At 31.9% G+C, this 18,912-nt stretch carries 22 protein-coding genes; 5 read left to right on the top strand and 17 right to left on the bottom strand.

Annotation, left to right across the window (positions count from 1 at the left end):
- Positions 1-31: 31 nt before the first annotated feature.
- Positions 32-1,396, bottom strand: a complete 1,365-nt coding sequence (locus tag ACX6U0_RS10525; protein ID WP_464959892.1) for an aspartate kinase — start codon at positions 1,394-1,396, stop codon at positions 32-34.
- Between the two features lie 288 nt (positions 1,397-1,684).
- Here ACX6U0_RS10525 and ACX6U0_RS10520 point away from each other — a divergent pair, with 288 nt between their 5' ends.
- The gene (locus tag ACX6U0_RS10520; RefSeq protein ID WP_464959891.1) at positions 1,685-2,173 is read left to right on the top strand and encodes an immunoglobulin-like domain-containing protein; all 489 of its coding nucleotides are present in this window, start codon (positions 1,685-1,687) and stop codon (positions 2,171-2,173) included.
- 130 nt (positions 2,174-2,303) lie between these two features.
- Here ACX6U0_RS10520 and gcvPB read toward each other — a convergent pair whose 3' ends face one another.
- The 3 genes from gcvPB to gcvT are packed head-to-tail and all read right to left on the bottom strand — an operon-like array spanning position 2,304 to position 6,248.
- Entirely contained in the window at positions 2,304-3,761 is a 1,458-nt protein-coding gene (gene gcvPB / locus ACX6U0_RS10515) for an aminomethyl-transferring glycine dehydrogenase subunit GcvPB (protein ID WP_464959890.1), read from the bottom strand.
- A complete protein-coding gene (gene gcvPA, locus ACX6U0_RS10510; RefSeq protein WP_464959889.1) occupies positions 3,733-5,118 on the bottom strand; it encodes an aminomethyl-transferring glycine dehydrogenase subunit GcvPA in 1,386 nt (461 codons plus the stop codon). Before gcvPA ends, gcvPB begins: the two co-directional genes overlap by 29 nt.
- Before the next feature lie 26 nt (positions 5,119-5,144).
- Entirely contained in the window at positions 5,145-6,248 is a 1,104-nt protein-coding gene (gene gcvT, locus ACX6U0_RS10505) for a glycine cleavage system aminomethyltransferase GcvT (protein ID WP_464959888.1), read from the bottom strand.
- Positions 6,249-6,604: 356 nt separating this feature from the next.
- Here gcvT and ACX6U0_RS10500 point away from each other — a divergent pair, with 356 nt between their 5' ends.
- A complete protein-coding gene (locus ACX6U0_RS10500) occupies positions 6,605-8,290 on the top strand; it encodes a DEAD/DEAH box helicase (protein WP_464959887.1) in 1,686 nt (561 codons plus the stop codon).
- Positions 8,277-9,083 carry a YqhG family protein gene (locus ACX6U0_RS10495; protein WP_464959886.1) on the top strand — a complete coding sequence of 269 codons (807 nt, stop codon included), beginning with the start codon at positions 8,277-8,279 and terminating at the stop codon, positions 9,081-9,083. Before ACX6U0_RS10500 ends, ACX6U0_RS10495 begins: the two co-directional genes overlap by 14 nt.
- 353 nt (positions 9,084-9,436) lie before the next feature.
- Here the strand turns inward: ACX6U0_RS10495 and ACX6U0_RS10490 are convergent, their stop codons facing one another.
- The 10 genes from ACX6U0_RS10490 to ACX6U0_RS10445 all read right to left on the bottom strand — a co-directional run bounded on the left by ACX6U0_RS10490 (position 9,437) and on the right by ACX6U0_RS10445 (position 15,148).
- Entirely contained in the window at positions 9,437-9,640 is a 204-nt protein-coding gene (locus ACX6U0_RS10490) for a YqzE family protein (RefSeq protein ID WP_087998941.1), read from the bottom strand.
- Between the two features lie 21 nt (positions 9,641-9,661).
- On the bottom strand, positions 9,662-10,186 hold the full coding sequence (locus tag ACX6U0_RS10485; protein WP_464959885.1) for a shikimate kinase: 525 nt from the start codon (positions 10,184-10,186) through the stop codon (positions 9,662-9,664).
- Between the two features lie 13 nt (positions 10,187-10,199).
- On the bottom strand, positions 10,200-10,601 hold the full coding sequence (locus ACX6U0_RS10480) for a hypothetical protein (RefSeq protein WP_464959884.1): 402 nt from the start codon (positions 10,599-10,601) through the stop codon (positions 10,200-10,202).
- Positions 10,570-11,004 (bottom strand): competence type IV pilus minor pilin ComGF, encoded by a 435-nt coding sequence (gene comGF, locus ACX6U0_RS10475; protein WP_464959883.1) that lies wholly within the window; start codon positions 11,002-11,004, stop codon positions 10,570-10,572. The genes ACX6U0_RS10480 and comGF overlap by 32 nt, the downstream gene beginning before the upstream one ends.
- On the bottom strand, positions 10,985-11,317 hold the full coding sequence (locus ACX6U0_RS10470; RefSeq protein ID WP_464959882.1) for a hypothetical protein: 333 nt from the start codon (positions 11,315-11,317) through the stop codon (positions 10,985-10,987). Before ACX6U0_RS10470 ends, comGF begins: the two co-directional genes overlap by 20 nt.
- Entirely contained in the window at positions 11,304-11,777 is a 474-nt protein-coding gene (gene comGD, locus ACX6U0_RS10465; protein WP_464959881.1) for a competence type IV pilus minor pilin ComGD, read from the bottom strand. The genes ACX6U0_RS10470 and comGD overlap by 14 nt, the downstream gene beginning before the upstream one ends.
- Positions 11,743-12,039, bottom strand: coding sequence for a competence type IV pilus major pilin ComGC (comGC, locus tag ACX6U0_RS10460; RefSeq protein ID WP_464959880.1), 297 nt, complete (start codon positions 12,037-12,039; stop codon positions 11,743-11,745). Before comGC ends, comGD begins: the two co-directional genes overlap by 35 nt.
- Before the next feature lie 10 nt (positions 12,040-12,049).
- On the bottom strand, positions 12,050-13,093 hold the full coding sequence (comGB, locus tag ACX6U0_RS10455) for a competence type IV pilus assembly protein ComGB (protein ID WP_464959879.1): 1,044 nt from the start codon (positions 13,091-13,093) through the stop codon (positions 12,050-12,052).
- Positions 13,086-14,147, bottom strand: a complete 1,062-nt coding sequence (comGA, locus tag ACX6U0_RS10450) for a competence type IV pilus ATPase ComGA (protein ID WP_464959878.1) — start codon at positions 14,145-14,147, stop codon at positions 13,086-13,088. The genes comGB and comGA overlap by 8 nt, the downstream gene beginning before the upstream one ends.
- A 338-nt stretch (positions 14,148-14,485) precedes the next feature.
- Positions 14,486-15,148 (bottom strand): GntR family transcriptional regulator, encoded by a 663-nt coding sequence (locus ACX6U0_RS10445; protein ID WP_464959877.1) that lies wholly within the window; start codon positions 15,146-15,148, stop codon positions 14,486-14,488.
- A 360-nt stretch (positions 15,149-15,508) separates the two neighbouring features.
- Between ACX6U0_RS10445 and ACX6U0_RS10440 the strand changes: the two genes are divergently transcribed.
- Positions 15,509-15,751, top strand: coding sequence for a DUF2626 domain-containing protein (locus ACX6U0_RS10440; protein WP_087998931.1), 243 nt, complete (start codon positions 15,509-15,511; stop codon positions 15,749-15,751).
- Positions 15,752-15,781: 30 nt separating this feature from the next.
- Here ACX6U0_RS10440 and ACX6U0_RS10435 read toward each other — a convergent pair whose 3' ends face one another.
- Together ACX6U0_RS10435 and ACX6U0_RS10430 are read right to left on the bottom strand one after the other, a co-directional pair.
- Entirely contained in the window at positions 15,782-16,906 is a 1,125-nt protein-coding gene (locus tag ACX6U0_RS10435; protein WP_464959876.1) for an SAM-dependent methyltransferase, read from the bottom strand.
- 9 nt (positions 16,907-16,915) lie between these two features.
- The gene (locus ACX6U0_RS10430) at positions 16,916-17,542 is read right to left on the bottom strand and encodes an MBL fold metallo-hydrolase (protein WP_464959875.1); all 627 of its coding nucleotides are present in this window, start codon (positions 17,540-17,542) and stop codon (positions 16,916-16,918) included.
- A 159-nt stretch (positions 17,543-17,701) separates the two neighbouring features.
- Here ACX6U0_RS10430 and ACX6U0_RS10425 point away from each other — a divergent pair, with 159 nt between their 5' ends.
- On the top strand, positions 17,702-17,878 hold the full coding sequence (locus ACX6U0_RS10425) for a DUF2759 domain-containing protein (protein WP_087998928.1): 177 nt from the start codon (positions 17,702-17,704) through the stop codon (positions 17,876-17,878).
- 66 nt (positions 17,879-17,944) lie between these two features.
- Here the strand turns inward: ACX6U0_RS10425 and ACX6U0_RS10420 are convergent, their stop codons facing one another.
- Positions 17,945-18,874, bottom strand: coding sequence for a M14 family metallopeptidase (locus ACX6U0_RS10420; RefSeq protein ID WP_464959874.1), 930 nt, complete (start codon positions 18,872-18,874; stop codon positions 17,945-17,947).
- Between the last annotated feature and the right edge of the window lie 38 nt (positions 18,875-18,912).

The raw sequence follows: 18,912 nt of genomic DNA, 5'->3' as shown, positions 1-18,912 counted from the left end.
ATGTTATACTCTTCATCTATATTTAAATATTTTACTTAGATGACACATTTGGAAAGAATTCTTCATAAATTACCTGTACTGCTTTTTTCTCGTCACTTGCTTTTACACCAAACATCATACTAACTTCAGATGATCCTTGATTAATCATTTCTATATTGATTCTCGCATTTGCAAGGGCTTTACTGGCTCGAGCTGTAGTCCCTACATTATGACGCATTCCCTCACCAACTAACATGATTAAAGCAAGATCTCTTTCAATGACCACATGATCAACTTGAAGTTCATCTTGTATGCGGTTGATAATTTCGTTTTCGATTGTAGAAGTTAATTGATTTTGCCTGATAATAATTGAAATATCATCAATTCCACTTGGCTGGTGTTCATAAGATATTTGAAAATCTTCTAAGATTTGTAAGATTTTCCGACCAAATCCAACTTCCCTATTCATTAAATACTTGCTTATATAAATACTACAAAATCCATTATCACTGGCTACTCCAACCAATGGACCATTTGTTAATTTTCTTTCTTTTACAATTACAGTCCCTGGAGCAACCGGATTATTCGTATTTTTAATATTAACTGGAATACCAGCTTGAAATGCAGGAATCAGTGCCTCATCATGAAATACATTAAATCCAGCGTATGATAGCTCCCTCATTTCACGATACGTTAATTCTTTAATCTCTTTTGGCTCTTGAATGATGGAAGGATTAACTGAATATACAGCATCAACATCAGTGAAATTTTCATACAAGCTGGCTTTAACGCCATTTGCAATAACGGATCCAGTAATATCAGAACCACTTCTTGAAAAAGTCACAATATCTCCATCTTCTGAATATCCGAAGAAACCAGGAAAAATAACAATACCTGCTTTTTCACGTAAATCATGTAAAAGAGGATAACTTTTAGGTAAAACTTGTGCATGGCCAGGTTCATTTGTTACAAATAATCCTGCATCTTTTGGATTAACATATTCTGCTTCAATTTCTTTTTTTTGAAAATAATTTGCTACTAACCTAGCACAACTATCTTCACCACAAGCCATAACAGCATCCATAAATCTAGCATGATTTTCCTTTGAACTAGACAGTGCACCTTCTATATTGAATGAAATCTCATCAATTAAGTTAGATGATAAACACAAGCCATTTGCAATTTCAGAATATCTTCCGATGATCTGACTGTATTCCATAGAATAATCTTCACCATTGATTGATTTTCGTCCACAAGTAATTAAGAGATCAGTTATTTTTACATCCTCTGGATATCTTTTACCCGGAGCAGAAACCACAATAATTTTACGTTCTTTATCTGAAACCACAATCTGAAAAACTTTTTCAATTTGCTCCCAAGTGGCTAATGATGAACCACCAAATTTTGCGATTTTCATTCTTAACGTCTCCCAATTATGTTAATTTTCTGTTAAATAATGCTACAATTATCCCTCTAATAACAGAAAAAATCAACTGGTTTTTGGAAGATTTTAGTATTTCAGGAAAGAAAATTGATAGTAAAATTTACCTTACTTTTCTTTTCATATTTTAACTAAAATTCTCTTTTAATTAAACAATTCTACTAAAATTGGTATTTTTAAAATTTTCTAAAGTATTTTTTGTAATTTTCAGATAAATAAAATATAATAATGTAAATTGATTCAATCTTGAAAGGAATAAAGCTTATGAAAAAGGGAATGTTTCTGTTACTAAGTATTGTAATTTGCATATCTGCATGTAGTAAGGAGGAACATACTGACTACGAAAAAGATCCTCAAGCTTTTGGGAAATCAAAATATAATGATATGCCTAGCTTATTTAAAGAGGGAAAAATGGACGTTAAAATAAAATTTGAAAAAGCTTCATACGATGTAAAAACAAATAAAATATCATACAATATCATAAATAAAGGTGAGGATCTCCTATTTGGTAATCCTTATGAAATCGAGCAGTTTAAAAATGGTTCTTGGAGAAAGATATCTTTTAAACAGAATACTGCTTTTACTTCAATAGGCATCATTTTACCAAAAGGAAAAACAGTTAAAAAGACAATCAGTTTGGACAGCCTAAATATTAAATTAAAGCCAGGCTATTATCGATTGGTTGATCATTTTTACTTAGATCATGACAAAAAGAAGGATGCAAATTTATCAGCAATTTTCCAATTAAAATAAAAGATGTTTTCGAATACAAATTTACTATATTAGAAAGCATGATTGAACTACAACTTCAGGATGATCACTTTTGGCAATAAATGTGACTGAATAAAAATAAACGTTCCCTTTAAAAAGGGAACGTTTTTATTTACGCTTTTTGGTAACGTAATACAGGCTTACGAGCAGCTAATGTTTCATCAAGACGACTTACAACTGTTGTATGTGGAGCCTCTTGAACGATTTCTGGATTTTCTTCAGCTTCTTTCGCAATCGCAATCATTGTATCAATGAATGAATCTAATGTTTCTTTTGATTCAGTTTCAGTAGGTTCAATCATAATACATTCTTCCACGTTTAATGGGAAGTAGATTGTTGGTGGGTGATATCCAAAGTCTAATAAACGTTTAGCAATATCTAACGTACGAACGCCTAATTTCTTTTGACGTTTACCACTTAATACGAATTCATGCTTACAATGACGATCGAATGGAAGATCAAAGTATGGCTCTAAACGACGCATCATGTAATTTGCATTTAAAACAGCATCTTCAGTAACTTGTTTTAATCCTTCTGGACCCATTGAACGAATATAAGTGTATGCTCTTACATTGATTCCGAAGTTTCCGTAGAAAGGTTTCACTCGACCAATTGTTTCTGGACGATCAGAATTTAAGACATACTCTTCCCCAACTTTTTCAACGATTGGTGCAGGTAAATATGGAATTAAATCTGCTTTTACGCCAACAGGACCTGAACCAGGACCGCCACCACCGTGAGGACCAGTAAACGTTTTATGAAGATTTAAATGTACTACGTCAAATCCCATATCGCCAGGACGTGCTTTACTTAATACAGCATTTAAGTTTGCTCCATCATAGTAAACTTTACCGCCTGCAGCATGGATAATCTCAGAAATTTCATAAATATCTTCTTCAAATAGACCTAATGTATTTGGATTTGTAAGCATTAATGCTGCTACATTTTCATCAACTACACGACGTAAATCGTCTAAGTCTACTAAACCTTTTTCATTTGATTTAACTGTAATTGTTTCAAATCCTGCAACTGTTGCTGAAGCTGGATTCGTACCATGTGCTGAGTCAGGTACGATTACTTTCGTACGGTTGAAATCGCCACGACTTTCATGATAAGCACGGATAATCATTAATCCTGTCCATTCACCATGGGCACCTGCAGCTGGTTGAAGCGTAACTTCATCCATACCTGTGATTTCTTTTAATTCCTGTTGAAGCTCATGCATTAACTCAAGAGCACCTTGAACAGTATATGTGTCTTGTAGTGGGTGAATGTGAGCAAATCCGTTCATTCGAGCAACAGCTTCGTTAATTTTCGGATTATATTTCATCGTACATGATCCTAATGGATAGAAACCAGAATCCACACCATGATTTCTCTTAGAAAGAGCTGTATAGTGACGCATTAAATCTAATTCAGATACTTCTGGTAAATTTGCTTTTTCTTTTCGAACATAAGTCGCTGGAATAACGTCTTCAATATTAATGTCTTCAACATCCATTACTGGAAGACTATAAGCAATACGACCTTCTTTACTCATCTCAAAAACTAACGGTTGATCCTTCAGCATGTTGCATCCCCTTTCCGTCTACTAATAATGCTAGCTCTTCTACAAATGTATCAATATGTTGTTTAGAACGTAGTTCAGTTACAGCGATTAACATATGATTTTCCATAGCAGGTTCAACTTTAGCTAAATCGTAACCACCGATAATTTTCTTTGTAAATAATTCTTTATTAATTTCAGAGACATTTTGTTTCACGTCAATTACTAGCTCATTAAATGCCGCACCTTCGAAAACAACCGAAATGCCACTTTGCGCTAATTTCTTTTTCATATATTGAGTGCGTTGGATGTTTTGTGTAGCCATTTCAACTGCACCGTTTTTACCAAGTGCTGTCATTGCAACTGATGCTGCTAATGCATTCAAAGCTTGGTTTGAACAAATATTAGAAGTCGCTTTATCACGACGGATATGTTGCTCACGAGCTTGAAGAGTTAATACGAAACCACGACGGCCTTCACCATCAACTGTTTGACCAACTAATCGACCAGGCATTTTACGCATCAGTTTCGTTGTCGTTGCAAAGTAACCACAGTGAGGTCCACCAAATTGAGTAGGGATACCAAATGTTTGAGCATCTCCTGCAACAATATCAGCACCAAATTCACCTGGAGGTGTTAATGCAGCTAATGCTAATGGATTACTTGATACTACAAATAAGCTTTTTCCAGTATGAGCAATTGGTTCAATTTCATCTAATGCTTCAATTTGTCCATAGAAGTTAGGGTATTGAACAACAACACATGCTACAGTATCATTCATTTCATTTTTTAGCTCTTCGATATCAGTTTTTCCATCTTTCAGACCAATTTCAACAACCTCTAAGTGTTGACCTTTAGCATAAGATAAAATAACTTCACGTGATTGTGGATGAACAGCTTTTGACACTAAAATTCGTTTTTTACCAGTATGACCAGCTGCTAATGTAGTAGCTTCTGCAAGAGAAGTTCCACCATCATACATAGAAGAGTTTGCAACATCCATTCCTGTCAATTCACAAATCATTGTTTGGAATTCAAAAATTGCTTGAAGCTCACCTTGTGAGATTTCAGGTTGATATGGAGTGTATGCAGTATAAAACTCTGAACGTGAAATTACATGATCAACAACTGTTGGTAAATAGTGGTCATAAACTCCAGCACCTAAGAATGATACATATTCTCTAAGATTCGCATTTTTATTTGCTAATCCACTAAGTTCTTGTAATAAATCCGATTCAGATTTTGCTTTTTTAATATTTAATAATCCATTAAAACGAACATTTTTTGGAATATCACTAAATAGTTCATCAACTGAAGAAACACCAACTGCTTTTAACATCTCTTGACGATCTTGCTCTGTCATTGGTAAATAACGATGCATTAAGGTAATCCCCTTTCTCCCCCTAGTTACTTCTTCTCTCTTTTATAAAATGGTGTAGAAACTACAACTGCTTTTAATTTTTTATTTCTAATCTCAACTTCAATTTCAGTACCTAAGCTTGAACATTCTGTTTTCACTAGCGCAAGTCCAATATTGCGTTTTAACGTTGGAGATTGTGTACCACTTGTTACCTCTCCAATATATTCTCCATCCTTATATACAGGATAATGAGATCTTGGAATTCCTTTATCAATCATTTCAATTCCTACTAATTTACGAGGAACACCTTGTTCTTTTTGATTTTTCAGAACTTCTTTACCAAAGAAGTCTTCTTCTTTATTTAACTTCACAGCAAAACCGATTCCAGCTTCGAGTGGAGTAATTTCTTTTGAAAGCTCTTGTCCGTATAAAGCTAGTGTTGCTTCAAAGCGCAGTGTATCACGAGAACCTAATCCACAAGGTTTTAATCCGTCATCTTTACCAGCTTCAAGTAGAATATTCCAAAGCTTTGCAGCATCATTAGCTGCACAGTAAAGTTCAAACCCATCTTCACCTGTGTATCCAGTACGAGAAACTAATGCTGTCACATCACTAATTTGGACGTTATGTTTAAAAGTAAAATACTTAATTTCGGATACATTAATAGATGTAAGTCGTTGTAAAATTTCAACTGCTTTTGGACCTTGTAGTGCCAACTGCGCAGTTTCATTACTCTTATTTACAACTTTCACATCACCTTCAACGTGTGAGTGTAACCATTCAAAATCTTTTTCGATATTAGACGCATTGACAACTAATAAATAATAATCATCGCTAAATTTATAGATTAATAAGTCATCTACAGTTCCAGCATTTTCATAGCACATCGCACTATATAATGCGCCTTCTTCTTTTAGCTTTGAAACATCATTTGTCATCATTTTTTGTAAATATTTAAGACTATCTTTACCAGTTACTTCAATTTCTCCCATGTGAGAAACATCGAATAAACCAGCAGCTGTACGAACAGCTTCATGTTCTTCTTTAATGCTCGAGAATTGCACTGGTAGCTCCCAGCCACCAAAATCAATTGTTTTACCACCTAAAACTTTGTACTCTTCGAACAAAGGTGTACGTAATAAAGTCGTCATGTAGTCTTCTCCCCCTTATCTACATGCTAGCATGATGGAAAACTAAATTAATAGTTCGTCCAGCTAAACAATTAAATAATTTACATAATTTGTCTTTTTTCGGAAAAACTAGTAGAAAACATAAAATTATTATTAAACTATATTAGTTTACTGTTAAATCAAAACAATCTAATTCTTTGTTTTAATAAAACTTATAAGAATTTTCTTTTTTCTACACTCTTATCCTAACACTAAACGACAGTTTTCATCAATAACGAAGTGAAATTTTATCAAAAGAAAATTACGAACGTTACACATTCTATTTTACTATAACGTTCATTATTTACCAATAATAAAATGAAATAGGTGAGAAAAAAATGTCAATAGAGATTAAATTCCATACAGAATGGCAAAACGAGTTCTTAGAAAAGCTTGAGAATGATGGACCTTGGTCAAATTGGGAAAACTATAAGCTCGCCTATCACACGAGTACAAAACTTGCAGTCCCTTCATTTACAGGTATGATTGCACCATCTCATTTGCCTAATTTAACGCCATTACCGCACCAATTAGAGGTTGCTACAACTGTTATTGAAAAAATGAATGGAAAAGCAATTCTTGCAGATGAAGTAGGATTAGGAAAAACAGTAGAAGCAGGTTTAATCTTAAAAGAATATATGATTAGAGGTTTAGTAAATAAAGTATTAATACTTGTGCCTGCTTCTTTAGTTTCTCAGTGGACATTTGAATTAAATACTAAGTTTCATATACCTGCTATTGCTCAACAGAAGAAAAACTATGTTTGGGATAACTGTGATGTAGTCGTTTCTTCTATTGATACTGCTAAACGTGCTCCACATCGAGAAAAAATATTAGACATAAACTATGATCTGATTATTATCGATGAAGCTCATAAACTAAAAAATAATAAAACAAAAAACTATGAGTTTGTTCAGCATTTGAAGAAAAAATATTGTCTATTACTAACAGCCACGCCTGTTCAAAATAGAATTGAAGAGATTTTCCATCTAGTTTCCTTATTAAAACCTGGTCATCTAGGAAATAAAACAAGTTTTGAAGAATATTTTTCTGCTAAAAACCGCTCACTCGAGCATGAAGACTTACTCCGTGAATTAATTGGAAAAGTAATGGTTCGTAACCGAAGACAAGATACAGGAATTGAGTGGACAAAACGAAAGGTTGAAACAGTCCTAATCAATTTCAATGAAGAAGAACAAAAATTATATGATTTAATTGATGAATGGCAAAAATCACAATATACAGGTGTTAACTCTGCTTTCTCATTTTTAACATTCAAACGAGAAGCGTGTAGTAGCCGAGAAGCTGTTTATGTATCGCTAAAAAAAATGCTTCAAAGATTTGAAAAAGAAAATATAGAAGTAAACGATCCATATATCGAAAAAATATTTCATCAAATCAATCAAATTACTTCAAATTCAAAAGCAAATAAAGTTATTGAACTAATCAAGAAAATCAACGATAAAGTGATCATCTTTACTGAATATCGAGCAACACAATTATATTTACAATGGTTATTAAAACAACATGGAATTACATCGGTACCGTTTCGTGGTGGATTTAAAAGAGGTAAAAAAGATTGGATGAAGGAGCTCTTTAAAAATAGAGTACAAGTCCTCATTGCCACAGAAGCTGGTGGCGAAGGGATTAACTTACAATTTTGTTCTAATATGATTAATTATGACTTACCTTGGAATCCGATGAGATTAGAACAAAGAATTGGACGTATTCATCGACTAGGACAAACAGAAGACGTTTGTATTTATAATTTTGCAACTGTCGGTTCAATAGAAGAACATATTTTACGTTTACTTTATGAAAAAATCCATTTATTTGAAAGAGTAATTGGTGAGCTAGATGATATTCTTACTCGAATACCTTACAAAGATTTTGAAGCACATATGAACGAAATATTCCTGAATTCAAGTACTGAAGGAGAAATAAAAATAAAAATGGAGAATCTAACATCCATTATCCAATTACAGCAACATAAACAAGTAGGTGATCAGTATGCAGCAAAGTGAAATCCATGACTATATTGAATACTTTTTTATTAATAATGAATGTGAAATTGTCAAAAAAACGCCGACATATATGGAAATTCAATTAACAGTTGAAATGGATAAAAAGCTCATGAATCGCCCTTTCTATTGGCATTATTTAGAGAAAACAGGCGGCATCCCTAATCCAATGAAATTAACATTTATTACAGATAGTAATAATGTTCCAGAAGATATAAATGGTGAACAAATACACTTTGGTTCTCCGCGACTTCATCAAATATTTTCAATTGTAAATGAGCTTGGTCAATCAATTCGTTTATACGAAAACACGAAAGCCCCAATGGGACAACAAATAGCCCTACATCCCTGGTTAGCTGTTAATTATCAAGTTTCTTTTACATGTGACCATAAAAAAGATTATTTATATTCTTATGGAATCCATTTAATCTCTGGAACAATTATTGAAAACTTTCATTCAAAACTTGAAAGAATTCCTTTCAGTTCAAAAATTCCAGACTTTTGTTACTCTATGTCACCCATTATCAAACCTATTAGTGGTTTAAATAGAATGGAGCAACTACTGAGAAGCAAAATTCAAGAAGAAGATGAAACCTGGGCAGAAGAAGCAAAAGAAAGATGGAAACATGATTTAGAATTACTCAATCAATTTTATAAAGATGACGAAGAAAAACCTGAAAATTATCATGTTGAATATAACGCATTAAAAGAATTATACGAACCTGTCATTCATGTTGAATGTATCAATGGGGGCTTATTCTATCTCTCGCCAAATACAATGAATCGATTGGGATAAAAAACTAAACACTTCATTTCTTGATGATTTTAAAAAAAGAGTATGCGTTATATTCACTGGGTGCTCGCTTTCCATGGGGCGTGCGATGATCCGCGTTCGCACCTGTGGGGTCTTCAGCTACCCCTCATTTCCTACAGGAGTCGAGCACCTTTTCGTTGTAATCATTTCGTATTAATAAATGGCTCTAATTGAACCAATTTTAATACCCAAACATTATACTCTTACATACTGAAAGGTTGAGATAGGAAAAAAAAGAAGACCAAATCATTCGAGATTTAGTCTTCTTTTACTTATCAAAATATATTTGTCGTATAATCTGAACTGTTACTATTTACAAAATCAGTCCTTGTTATTTACATACTCTTCTTATTTTTTCTACTTTGAATTTTCTTCATGTATAATGCAAAGCTTAGCGGAAGCATTCCGAACATATTTGTTGAAAAAGATTCTTTATTTTCTTCCTTTTCATGCTTCATCATTTCACGCTTCTCTTTTGGCTGATCGATATAATTCATAAACTGCTCAGTCATATATTTTACATAATCATTAGTTTTCAAACTAATCACCTAGCTTTCTATTCACTTACTTCTACTATCTCCTCTTATTAGTGAATTTAAACAGTTAATGATTTCCACCGAAACATTATTTGGTGACTTTTCGTTAACGGAAATGGTGAAATCTGCTTTTTCATAAAATGATTTTCTACTAATGAATAATGTATTTAACTCTTCTATCGAACGATCTACGGCATTCGGGCGATTTGGATCCTGATGAATTCTATTGTATAACGTTTCAATTGTTGATTCTAAATAAAATAAAATGCCATTTTGTTTCATAAATGCTATATTTTCGTGACGAGTAACAATTCCACCACCTGTTGAAATAATTGAATCACCACTTGATACTTTTTTCAAAACTTCGGACTCAATTACACGGAAACCATTTTCACCCTTCTCTTCGAATATCTTCGGTATACTTTTTCCTGTATGAAAAACGATTTCTTCATCTAAATCAATAAACTGACAATTTAATTCCTTTGCTAATATTTTACCAACTGTTGTTTTGCCACAACCCATAAATCCTAATAAGTAAATTGATTTCATATTCTCCCCCGACTTAATCAATCCAGCCTAATATTTGTTTGTCATTTTTTTTATATTTAAATTGTACTACATGCTTTTTAATTCTCGAATTACTACTAGTTAGTTTAATGAAATACTCATCACTAGTTGTCGCTTTAATATCCCATATAATTTTTGTATCATTATAATACTTTATAACATTAGATTGAAGTGGAATATTTCCAATTTTTAAATCATAGACTGCATGGGCATATGTACGCTCAAGTTTATTATGTGTACGACTCAGTTGAATGAATGAGTTATAAGAATTTAGAATATCAATTTGTATTAGAAAAAATATGATTAGTAAATTTACGATTAACACGGTATAAGGTAAATACACTCCGCTTTCGTTCAACCTTTTTTCAATTGATAAATAGCCGTATATTTTTTTCAAAAATATCACCATTTAAATCAACTACCTTAACAGTTATTTGATTTACTCCATTTTTTTTAAATGTAATCCTACTTATATTTTGTAAAACAATTTCATGTCCAGCTCCAAGTACTTGTCTTCTTACAATATCAGCATATTTTTGATAGCTTCTTGTTACTTCATAGGAGTCTTCAAAAATGAGCATTTCTGAATAAACCGTTTGAATATGACTTGTATTTGCTTCTTCTTGAACTTCATTAATAAAGTTTTCCCACTCTAAATGATTTAGTGAACCTTTATGATGATTTCTTTTAACAAAAACGCTTAGACTTGAAGTAGTGATTGAAACGATGATCATGAATATTACTAACGATAATAAGGATTCAACTAAGGTAAAACCATTTTCATTCTGAAATGTCTTCACAAATTTCACTTTCCTTTAAACGATTATACCAACTAACACATAGCTCCCTTTTTGAATGGAGCGATTGATTAACATAAATTGAAAAAGAAACCTGCTTTCTTACGATCGAATTTGTATTAAATTCTTCTCTATTTAGATAATAAGAGTGTACTGAATCCGTTAAAATATCTTCTGCGTTTTTCAACATGTAAGCTTGTTCTTTTTTTTGCAATAACAATGTGATTGAAGGTACGATTATTACACAAAATATGACTAAAATATTTAATGAAATGATTGCTTCATAAAAAGAAAATCCTTTTTCATTTTTTAACATATGTAAATCGACCACTTCCTAAAAAAAACGTTACGATATATTTACTATCTTTATATGTAATAGAAATTGTTCCTGAACTTGATATATTTCCATCTTGGTTAAATCTTAGTGGGGCTTTTAGCGATAAATAGGTTATGGTTAGCTCTGTATCAAAAGTTCGCTTCAAAACAGGAGGATTAAGTAAGTTGTCTTCGATTACATAACATCCATTAGAAAAGATGATTCTTGTAGGTAGTTGATGAACTGCAGCATTTCTTTGTGCTAGAAAAATGTCATTTTGTAGCATTTGCATAAATAATATCAGTTTTTGCTCCTCTTCTATTTTTCGAACTTGAATGATTGGAAATACAAGTAATAACATGATAATTGAAAGGACTACCAACAACTCTACCAGGGTAAAACCATCTGAATTTTTTTGAATAAATTTAAGGTACAGATACGGTGCCTGAATTTTTTTCATATATTAAGTCTAAATTATTTTTACACTTATAAGTTGTGATATATCCCTCGTCCTTTAATACTTGTAGGTTTTCTGGTAATTCTTCATGATCTAAACGATAGGCTTCAACGCTTGATTGCACCATTTTTTGTAATGCCGAACAACCTTTTGTCTGAATTGAAGCTTGTTGTTTACCAATATTCGGTATGACAAGCAATAACAAGATAGAAACGATTAATAAAACAACAAGCATTTCTATTAGAGTAAATCCCTTTTCATTCATACCTTCCCTCCTAGAAACTATTCATTAATTGAAACATCGGAAATAAAATGGCCACATAAATTGATAAAATACTCAAAGCTATAATGATAAAAATAATCGGCTGGATATATTGAAGTGAGCGATTGAAGCTCTCTTCCAGAGTAGTTTTCAAAAAATCTGCATAATCTCCAAGTTCAATAGCCAGTGTACTATTATTCATTCCGTGATCAATTACAAAAACTAAATCCTGATGGAATGTTTGGTCATTCATTAAAATTCTTTGTAATACCTCACCATTTCGAATTTCATTATATAAAAACTTTGATTTTGTTTTGATGAAAGTCCTACTATCATTGTTTTGCATAATTTTTAAAGCTTCTGCAATAGAAAAGCCAGCATGTATTAAAACACTCATTTGCATTGAAAACTCATAAGTGTTTGTTGTGAGTAAAAAATGTCTAAATAAGGGTACTTTGATTAACTTCTCCATTTGGCGTATTGGATTTAATTTTTTTAAAGATACATAATATACAATGAAAAGTAAGAATCCGATTCCAAAAAGCAGACAAAGAATGATTGGTAACCGTTTCATGATTTGAAGGTAGATAAATGAGAATGAATGATGATCGGTTTGAAAGGTTGAAAATAACATTTCATATTGAGGGATAATAAACATTTGAAAAATGATGAGTATGAAAAGTAAAAAAAGTAATAGACAAATCGGATACCCCATTACTTTTCGTAAGTAGGTCCTGTGTTGAATTTTCTTTAATAACATAAAACTGCCTTCTCTAAGTGCAAATGATAAGTCTCCATGATTTTCAGCGAAGTACAAATATACGATTACGTCCGGATGCAATTTCAATGTTTTTGCAAATTCAATAAACGAATGACCGTTAATTAATAATTGCTTAGCCTTAAGAATTGTATTCCTATATGAATTAGGAAATTGAATAGATAAAAATTCAATAGCCTGTAACAATGGGTAGCCTTTTTGTATTAATTCACCTAATATTTTAAGAAGTCGAGCCTGTTCTACCAATGATAACTTCTTTTTTATGGTTCGATTAACCATAAAGTAAACTTCTATCTAATGATTTATAGTCTATATAACCAAGTGCATAACCTTTAATTAATTCATCATTAATTGTAGATATTTTATAATCTTCACCCACACCCTTTATTTCATTCGTGACTGCATTTAAAGCTTGCCCGTACAATAACTCGTAAACACCTAATCTCCTATTTTTTCGATTTGCCAAACAATTGGGTTGGCATTCATTCTCACAGAAACGACACTTTATTTGGACTAAACGTTGAGAAACAATCGCAACAATTGACTGAAACAATTCTTCTTTTGGGATACCAAGTTCAATCATCCGAAATAAAGCACCTTTTGTATTTTTGGAATGAATCGTTGTTAAAACTAAATGACCAGTTAAAGCAGCCCTGACTGCAATTTTTGCTGTTTCCTCATCTCTAATTTCTCCAACCATCACAATATCAGGATCAGATCTTAATATCGCTTTTAATCCCGATGAGTATGTTAGTCCAGCTTTTTCATTTATCTGTACTTGAAAGTAGTCCTCAGATTTGCGTTCAACTGGATCTTCGATTGTAATAATATTTCTTGTAAAGTCTTTTCTCGCTGCATGTAAAAGGGAATAAAGTGTCGTCGTTTTTCCACAACCTGTTGGACCAGTAAAAAGCATAAGGCCATGAGAGTGGTGAAGTAGTGATAGAAGTTTTCTAGTAGTGGAAGGAAATAATGAAAGTTTTTCTAAAGGGGTAATTGTTTGTTGGGGATGGATTCTAATCACCATTGATTCATCAGAAATAGATGGTAAGGTTGCTAACCGCAGAGATAGTATAATGTTATTAATGTTGACAACTAGTATGCCAGTTTGAGGTATTCTTTTTTCACCAATATCCATGCTACCTAGAAATTTCAGATGCATAATAATTTTTTTGGCTTCTTCTCGCTCAATACGCTGAATTAATTTGATTTCTCCATCTATACGAAATAACACTTCTACATTTGTATACTTAGGCAACAAATGGATATCCGATGCTCCAAAGTGACAAGCTTTTTTTAAAAGTTCTTCCACAATTTGTTCAACTGAATACATGTACCATTCTCCTTTCAATTAAACAAATTATAAATTGACTTGGCTTATTGACACAAACAGATAAAATTTTAAATTTAATTGAAAAACTAAATTTTAGCGTGCATTTTTTAATCAATTAACAGTACTTTTTCAAATAATCTTCCGTAAAACATAAATTTTACAATTTAAAGAAAAATTGAAGCCCACAATTCAAACATGCCTGAAAAAGCCCCTAGGAATTGCCTGGTACTGCTTCTTTACTTTTTGCAAGAAGATAAAAAACACAAAATAAAAAACAATGAATTGCTAAAAAACAATACAAATTCATTGTTTATTCATTACGTAGAATCTCTATCACATTAGTTTAGAAACAGATTTAATCTTAAGTCTGTTGATCTTTTTGTGCATTCAAATAAAATTTCTAGCTGGTTTAAAGCTTTTTCTACATCACCAGTAACCATAATCTTTATCAATTCAATATGAGCCATATTGATTACTTTTGTTAACTCTTCATCAATATGGTAGTTAAAATAATAAAATCTTCTAGCTGAAACATGTAAAGGAGTAATAGCATTTGCGGCATAAGGATTTCTTGATGCTTTACTAATTAAGCTATTAAACAACCCGTCATATTGTACAGAATCTAAAGCATTTTTTTCAATTGTCGCTTTTTCAAATGCATCAGCTATTTCTAAAAGTCTTTTTTTCTCTTCTTCATTCATAAATTTTGTTGCACGTTCAACAATGAGTTTTTCAAGTACTCTTCTTACTTCTAACTGCTGCAACATTTCCTCAATTGTAATTTCTTTTACCATAATTCCTTTTCTAGGTAAAATAACGACCATATTAACAGACTCTAACTTTTTTAGAGCTTCTCTAATTGGCATTCGACCAATATTTAGTTTTTTACTTATTTCATTTTCTGTTATGATTTGTCCAGGTTCTAATTCTAACGATACAATCATGTTTTCTAAAATTTCATAAGCTTTTTCTGCTTGTGAATACTCTTTTTCTATATTCATTCTTATACCCCATTCAAAATAACAACATTTATTTAAATATTCTTTTATCTTTATATCGTATTATATCATAGAGAAATGAAGAAACGGAGCTTTCACCAAAATATTTACCACTAGTAGGCTAGACATTATAACAAATTTTCTTAATAAACTTTTTTATTCAAATAAATTAAGCATTTTTAATAAAAGACTTTTTCTTGTACCAATATGTATAGAATTTAACAAATGAACGAAAATAATACAGATAAGAATATTATTTACATCTAAATACATTCGACAATTGTAGTAATACGTTGTTTACAATTGTAACTTTCTTATTTTATAATAATGAATGGGTAGAAATTATTTATGGGGGGATTTAGAATGGATCGTATGTTTCGCGTTCTAGGATTCTGGACAGCTATATTTGCGGTAATGTTCTTAGTAGGTCATATGACTGCTGCTGCATTAATTTTTGCAGTTCAAACAGCATTTTTCGTAGTATTAGGCTATCTAAAGCTTTCTGAGCGTATGTACATCTATATCTTTGGCGCATACTTAACTGTGTTCTTTGTAGGATTTACATATTATAGTACTTTCTTATTAGTACCAAGCTTTGGTGAGTAATAAATAAAACCAGTCATTTGACTGGTTTTTTTATTTATACACAGTAAGGCATTCTTTTACTTTTAATTTTTTTGACTCAGAAAAACCTTTGATCTGTAACAACAATTGAAACGAATCACTGATACCACCTGGCATAATCAATGATTGAATTGCACGATTATGTTTATATTCATCTGAAAATGGATTGATTGCTGCATGTTCTATGAGACAATTCAATATACCAAAATCAAGAAGGGCTTGTCTTTGAGAAGTAAAATAGACATTTTCTAACTGATTTTTTTCTCCAATTCTTTTAAGTTCATCCCAATGAATATGAGTCGTTAAATCCATTTCGCCTAAAAATTCAAAAACATTTGTTTTCATGTCGTGTTGATAATAGCCTCTTAAGCTACCTTTCACTCGATGAGGTGCATTCCATTCCTCTCTTGTAAAACCATAATCAACAGTCATGATAATTCCATGCTCTAGTGATTCATTCAATCCTTTGAAAACAGTTTCCATCCCAACTGGAATTTCAATTCTTTGTCCATGTTTCCCATTAAAATGATGGTGTTTAAGAAATTCGTAAATCGCATCATCATCAATCTTAATGAATTTCTCAACTAATTCATACGATTCATTATAAGAAATGACAACTTCTTGCCATTTATCCTGGTAAAATTCAACGACTCTTACAGGTAGGGCATCAAAAAGCTCATTGGAAAAAATCATACCTTTTTGTATTTTAGTAAGCTCTAAAATGTTTGAGTAGTATCTTACATTTGCAAACTGCTCTAATATTTGCATTTGTAGCGCTCGATGATATTTACTTTCATCAACAATTCTGTATTCTAAATTAGTAAATATCTCAGGTTCGTTTTTTTCGCAATATGTTAAAAAGGAATATGCAAATCGCCCATTTCCGGCACCAACTTCAACAAAAATCGGATCAATTACTTCGTTTTTTATCAAGCGACAAAAAACTGAAGCAATTACTTCACCGTAAACAGACCCAACTGAGCTCGTTGTGTAAAAATCCCCTCTTCCACCTATTTTAGTATCTGATTTTTGATAATAGCCCTTATCTGAGTCATATAAACAAAGTGAAATGAATTCTTCATATGTAATGTAATGATCTTCACTCTTTTGAATGGCATTTAAAATTATATTCTTCATCTTATTCCCTTAGAAAAATGGATTATGTCTTTTCTCTTCTCCAATTGTCGTTGTAGGTCCATGACCACTACAAACAACCACATCATCAGGTAGAGATAACAGTTTGCTTTTAATACTTTTAATTAATTGTTCGTGATCGCCACCAACTAAATCAGTTCGTCCAATACTTCGTTGGAAGAGTGCATCACCTGAGAATACAGTTCTAAGTTCCTTATTATAAAAGGAGATACTCCCTGGAGAATGTCCTGGCGTTTCAAAAACTGAAAAAGTGAATTGACCAAATTCCATTTTGCCTTCTTTTTCAATTACATGATCTGCTTCACGAGCAAAAATCGTTTGATTTCTTAAAAAAGATGCTGAACCATTTTTTTGGCCATCTGTTAACCAATCAGCTTCATATTTATGAATATAAACGGGTATATTATACTCATCACGCACTTCATCTACAGCCCCAATATGATCAAAATGAGCATGTGTTAGAAGAATTGCTAAAGGCTTTAATTTGTTTTCTTCAATAACATTAAAAATGATATCTGCTTCTTCACCTGGATCAAAAATAACAGCTTCTTTTACATCATTACTAACAATATAGCAATTTGTTTGTAGAGGACCTAATGGTAATTGATAAACATTCATGCTTTTACCCTGCTTTCTATTTAATCTAATTAATACTATATCATAATTTTGTTTACGCTTTAGAATTTCAAATAGACAATTGTTAATAAAAGTTTTACAATAATAATGATGTAATAGCAAACAGGGGTTGCTTGAAGAATTTTTTATAGGGGGTTTACAATGGGTACAGTTATTATATTTATTCTAACAGCTATTTTATGTGTTCCTGCATTATTTGGATCTTTAAAGAAGAAAAATTTATTAGGAATCGTATTTTCTGGTTTAACTTTAGTACTTTTCGCATGGTTTGCGATCATGACAATCGTACATAGCGGATATCCACCAACACATTTATAATATGTATTCGTTTTCTCATATTACATATAAAGAAAACAAATAAACGATAAAAGGCTGACAAATTCGTCAGCCTTTTTTACTTTCATTCAAGTCTATAAGAGATGTAAATAAGATCGGAAAGGTTTCTACATAAATTTCATTAAACATTGAAAGTGGTAAAGGATTGATTCCCTTACCAAGTTCTAATGTAAAACCTGGTTTTCTAAATTCTTGAATATACCAATCCTTATATCCAGCATGACTATCAATTGTTTTGACTGATTTAAATGGACTAATCCTCGAAAAGTACTCAGCATAAACAGCTGAAATTTCCGGTTCTAAATGATCATAACCCCAATAAAATTCTTTCCCCTGTGTATGAAGTGCTAAAATTAAATCGAAATTCCTTTCAATAGCTAAATTACTCATTGCAATTGCTTCAGGTTCAGTTAATGGAGCATCTCCTGGATAATCACGTGGTGCAAATGTTTTTGGTTTCTTTCTTTCTTTTTCAATTTCCCAGTTTGCAGGAAACTGATTATTCAAATCTACGCCTCTTATATTTGCCTTCCACCCCGTAAAATCGTCATTAGCAGCATTTAGAACATTTACATAGTTCATATACCCCTCGTCCTCTATACGGCCGTTAACGACTAAATTAACCCCATCTGGATTTACCATCGGAACAATTGATAATGTGTTTCTATAAAAAAATGTCAAAACCTCGCTATGAAATATTAATTCTTCACTTGTAACAACTTGACATAACCATTCTAATTTTTTCATCAATACGCAACTCGTAATCCATTCATTTGCGTGAAATGAACCATTCCAATGTACCTTTCTCTCTCCATTACCAAAGATGATTTCAAATATAGGTTGACCAAGGACACTTCTCCCAATCACATTTAGTTTAAGAAAAGGATACTGCTCCGTAAGTATGCGTAAATCCTTTTCAAGTTCAGTAAAATTGTAACTTCTCGGTAAGAAGAGATCTATAGGCGACTTATAAAACAACCATTTCACCTCACCATTCTATTGTTAATACAATTGTA

This window comes from Gottfriedia sp. ABJ_BB2_2 (genome assembly GCF_055484705.1).
The sequence above is the reverse complement of the archived record's forward strand: the minus strand, read 5'-3'. Positions and strand labels throughout refer to the sequence as shown.

What these genes read in the sequence shown, in the direction of transcription:
- ACX6U0_RS10525 (WP_464959892.1), bottom strand. Translation starts at nt 1,396, where the DNA reads ATGAAAATCGCAAAATTTGGTGGTTCATCATTAGCCACTTGGGAGCAA.
- ACX6U0_RS10520 (WP_464959891.1), top strand. Translation starts at nt 1,685, where the DNA reads ATGAAAAAGGGAATGTTTCTGTTACTAAGTATTGTAATTTGCATATCT.
- gcvPB (WP_464959890.1), bottom strand. Translation starts at nt 3,761, where the DNA reads ATGCTGAAGGATCAACCGTTAGTTTTTGAGATGAGTAAAGAAGGTCGT.
- gcvPA (WP_464959889.1), bottom strand. Translation starts at nt 5,118, where the DNA reads ATGCATCGTTATTTACCAATGACAGAGCAAGATCGTCAAGAGATGTTA.
- gcvT (WP_464959888.1), bottom strand. Translation starts at nt 6,248, where the DNA reads ATGACGACTTTATTACGTACACCTTTGTTCGAAGAGTACAAAGTTTTA.
- ACX6U0_RS10500 (WP_464959887.1), top strand. Translation starts at nt 6,605, where the DNA reads ATGTCAATAGAGATTAAATTCCATACAGAATGGCAAAACGAGTTCTTA.
- ACX6U0_RS10495 (WP_464959886.1), top strand. Translation starts at nt 8,277, where the DNA reads ATGCAGCAAAGTGAAATCCATGACTATATTGAATACTTTTTTATTAAT.
- ACX6U0_RS10485 (WP_464959885.1), bottom strand. Translation starts at nt 10,186, where the DNA reads ATGAAATCAATTTACTTATTAGGATTTATGGGTTGTGGCAAAACAACA.
- ACX6U0_RS10470 (WP_464959882.1), bottom strand. Translation starts at nt 11,317, where the DNA reads ATGTTAAAAAATGAAAAAGGATTTTCTTTTTATGAAGCAATCATTTCA.
- comGD (WP_464959881.1), bottom strand. Translation starts at nt 11,777, where the DNA reads ATGAAAAAAATTCAGGCACCGTATCTGTACCTTAAATTTATTCAAAAA.
- comGC (WP_464959880.1), bottom strand. Translation starts at nt 12,039, where the DNA reads ATGAATGAAAAGGGATTTACTCTAATAGAAATGCTTGTTGTTTTATTA.
- comGB (WP_464959879.1), bottom strand. Translation starts at nt 13,093, where the DNA reads ATGGTTAATCGAACCATAAAAAAGAAGTTATCATTGGTAGAACAGGCT.
- comGA (WP_464959878.1), bottom strand. Translation starts at nt 14,147, where the DNA reads ATGTATTCAGTTGAACAAATTGTGGAAGAACTTTTAAAAAAAGCTTGT.
- ACX6U0_RS10445 (WP_464959877.1), bottom strand. Translation starts at nt 15,148, where the DNA reads ATGAATATAGAAAAAGAGTATTCACAAGCAGAAAAAGCTTATGAAATT.
- ACX6U0_RS10440 (WP_087998931.1), top strand. Translation starts at nt 15,509, where the DNA reads ATGGATCGTATGTTTCGCGTTCTAGGATTCTGGACAGCTATATTTGCG.
- ACX6U0_RS10435 (WP_464959876.1), bottom strand. Translation starts at nt 16,906, where the DNA reads ATGAAGAATATAATTTTAAATGCCATTCAAAAGAGTGAAGATCATTAC.
- ACX6U0_RS10430 (WP_464959875.1), bottom strand. Translation starts at nt 17,542, where the DNA reads ATGAATGTTTATCAATTACCATTAGGTCCTCTACAAACAAATTGCTAT.
- ACX6U0_RS10425 (WP_087998928.1), top strand. Translation starts at nt 17,702, where the DNA reads ATGGGTACAGTTATTATATTTATTCTAACAGCTATTTTATGTGTTCCT.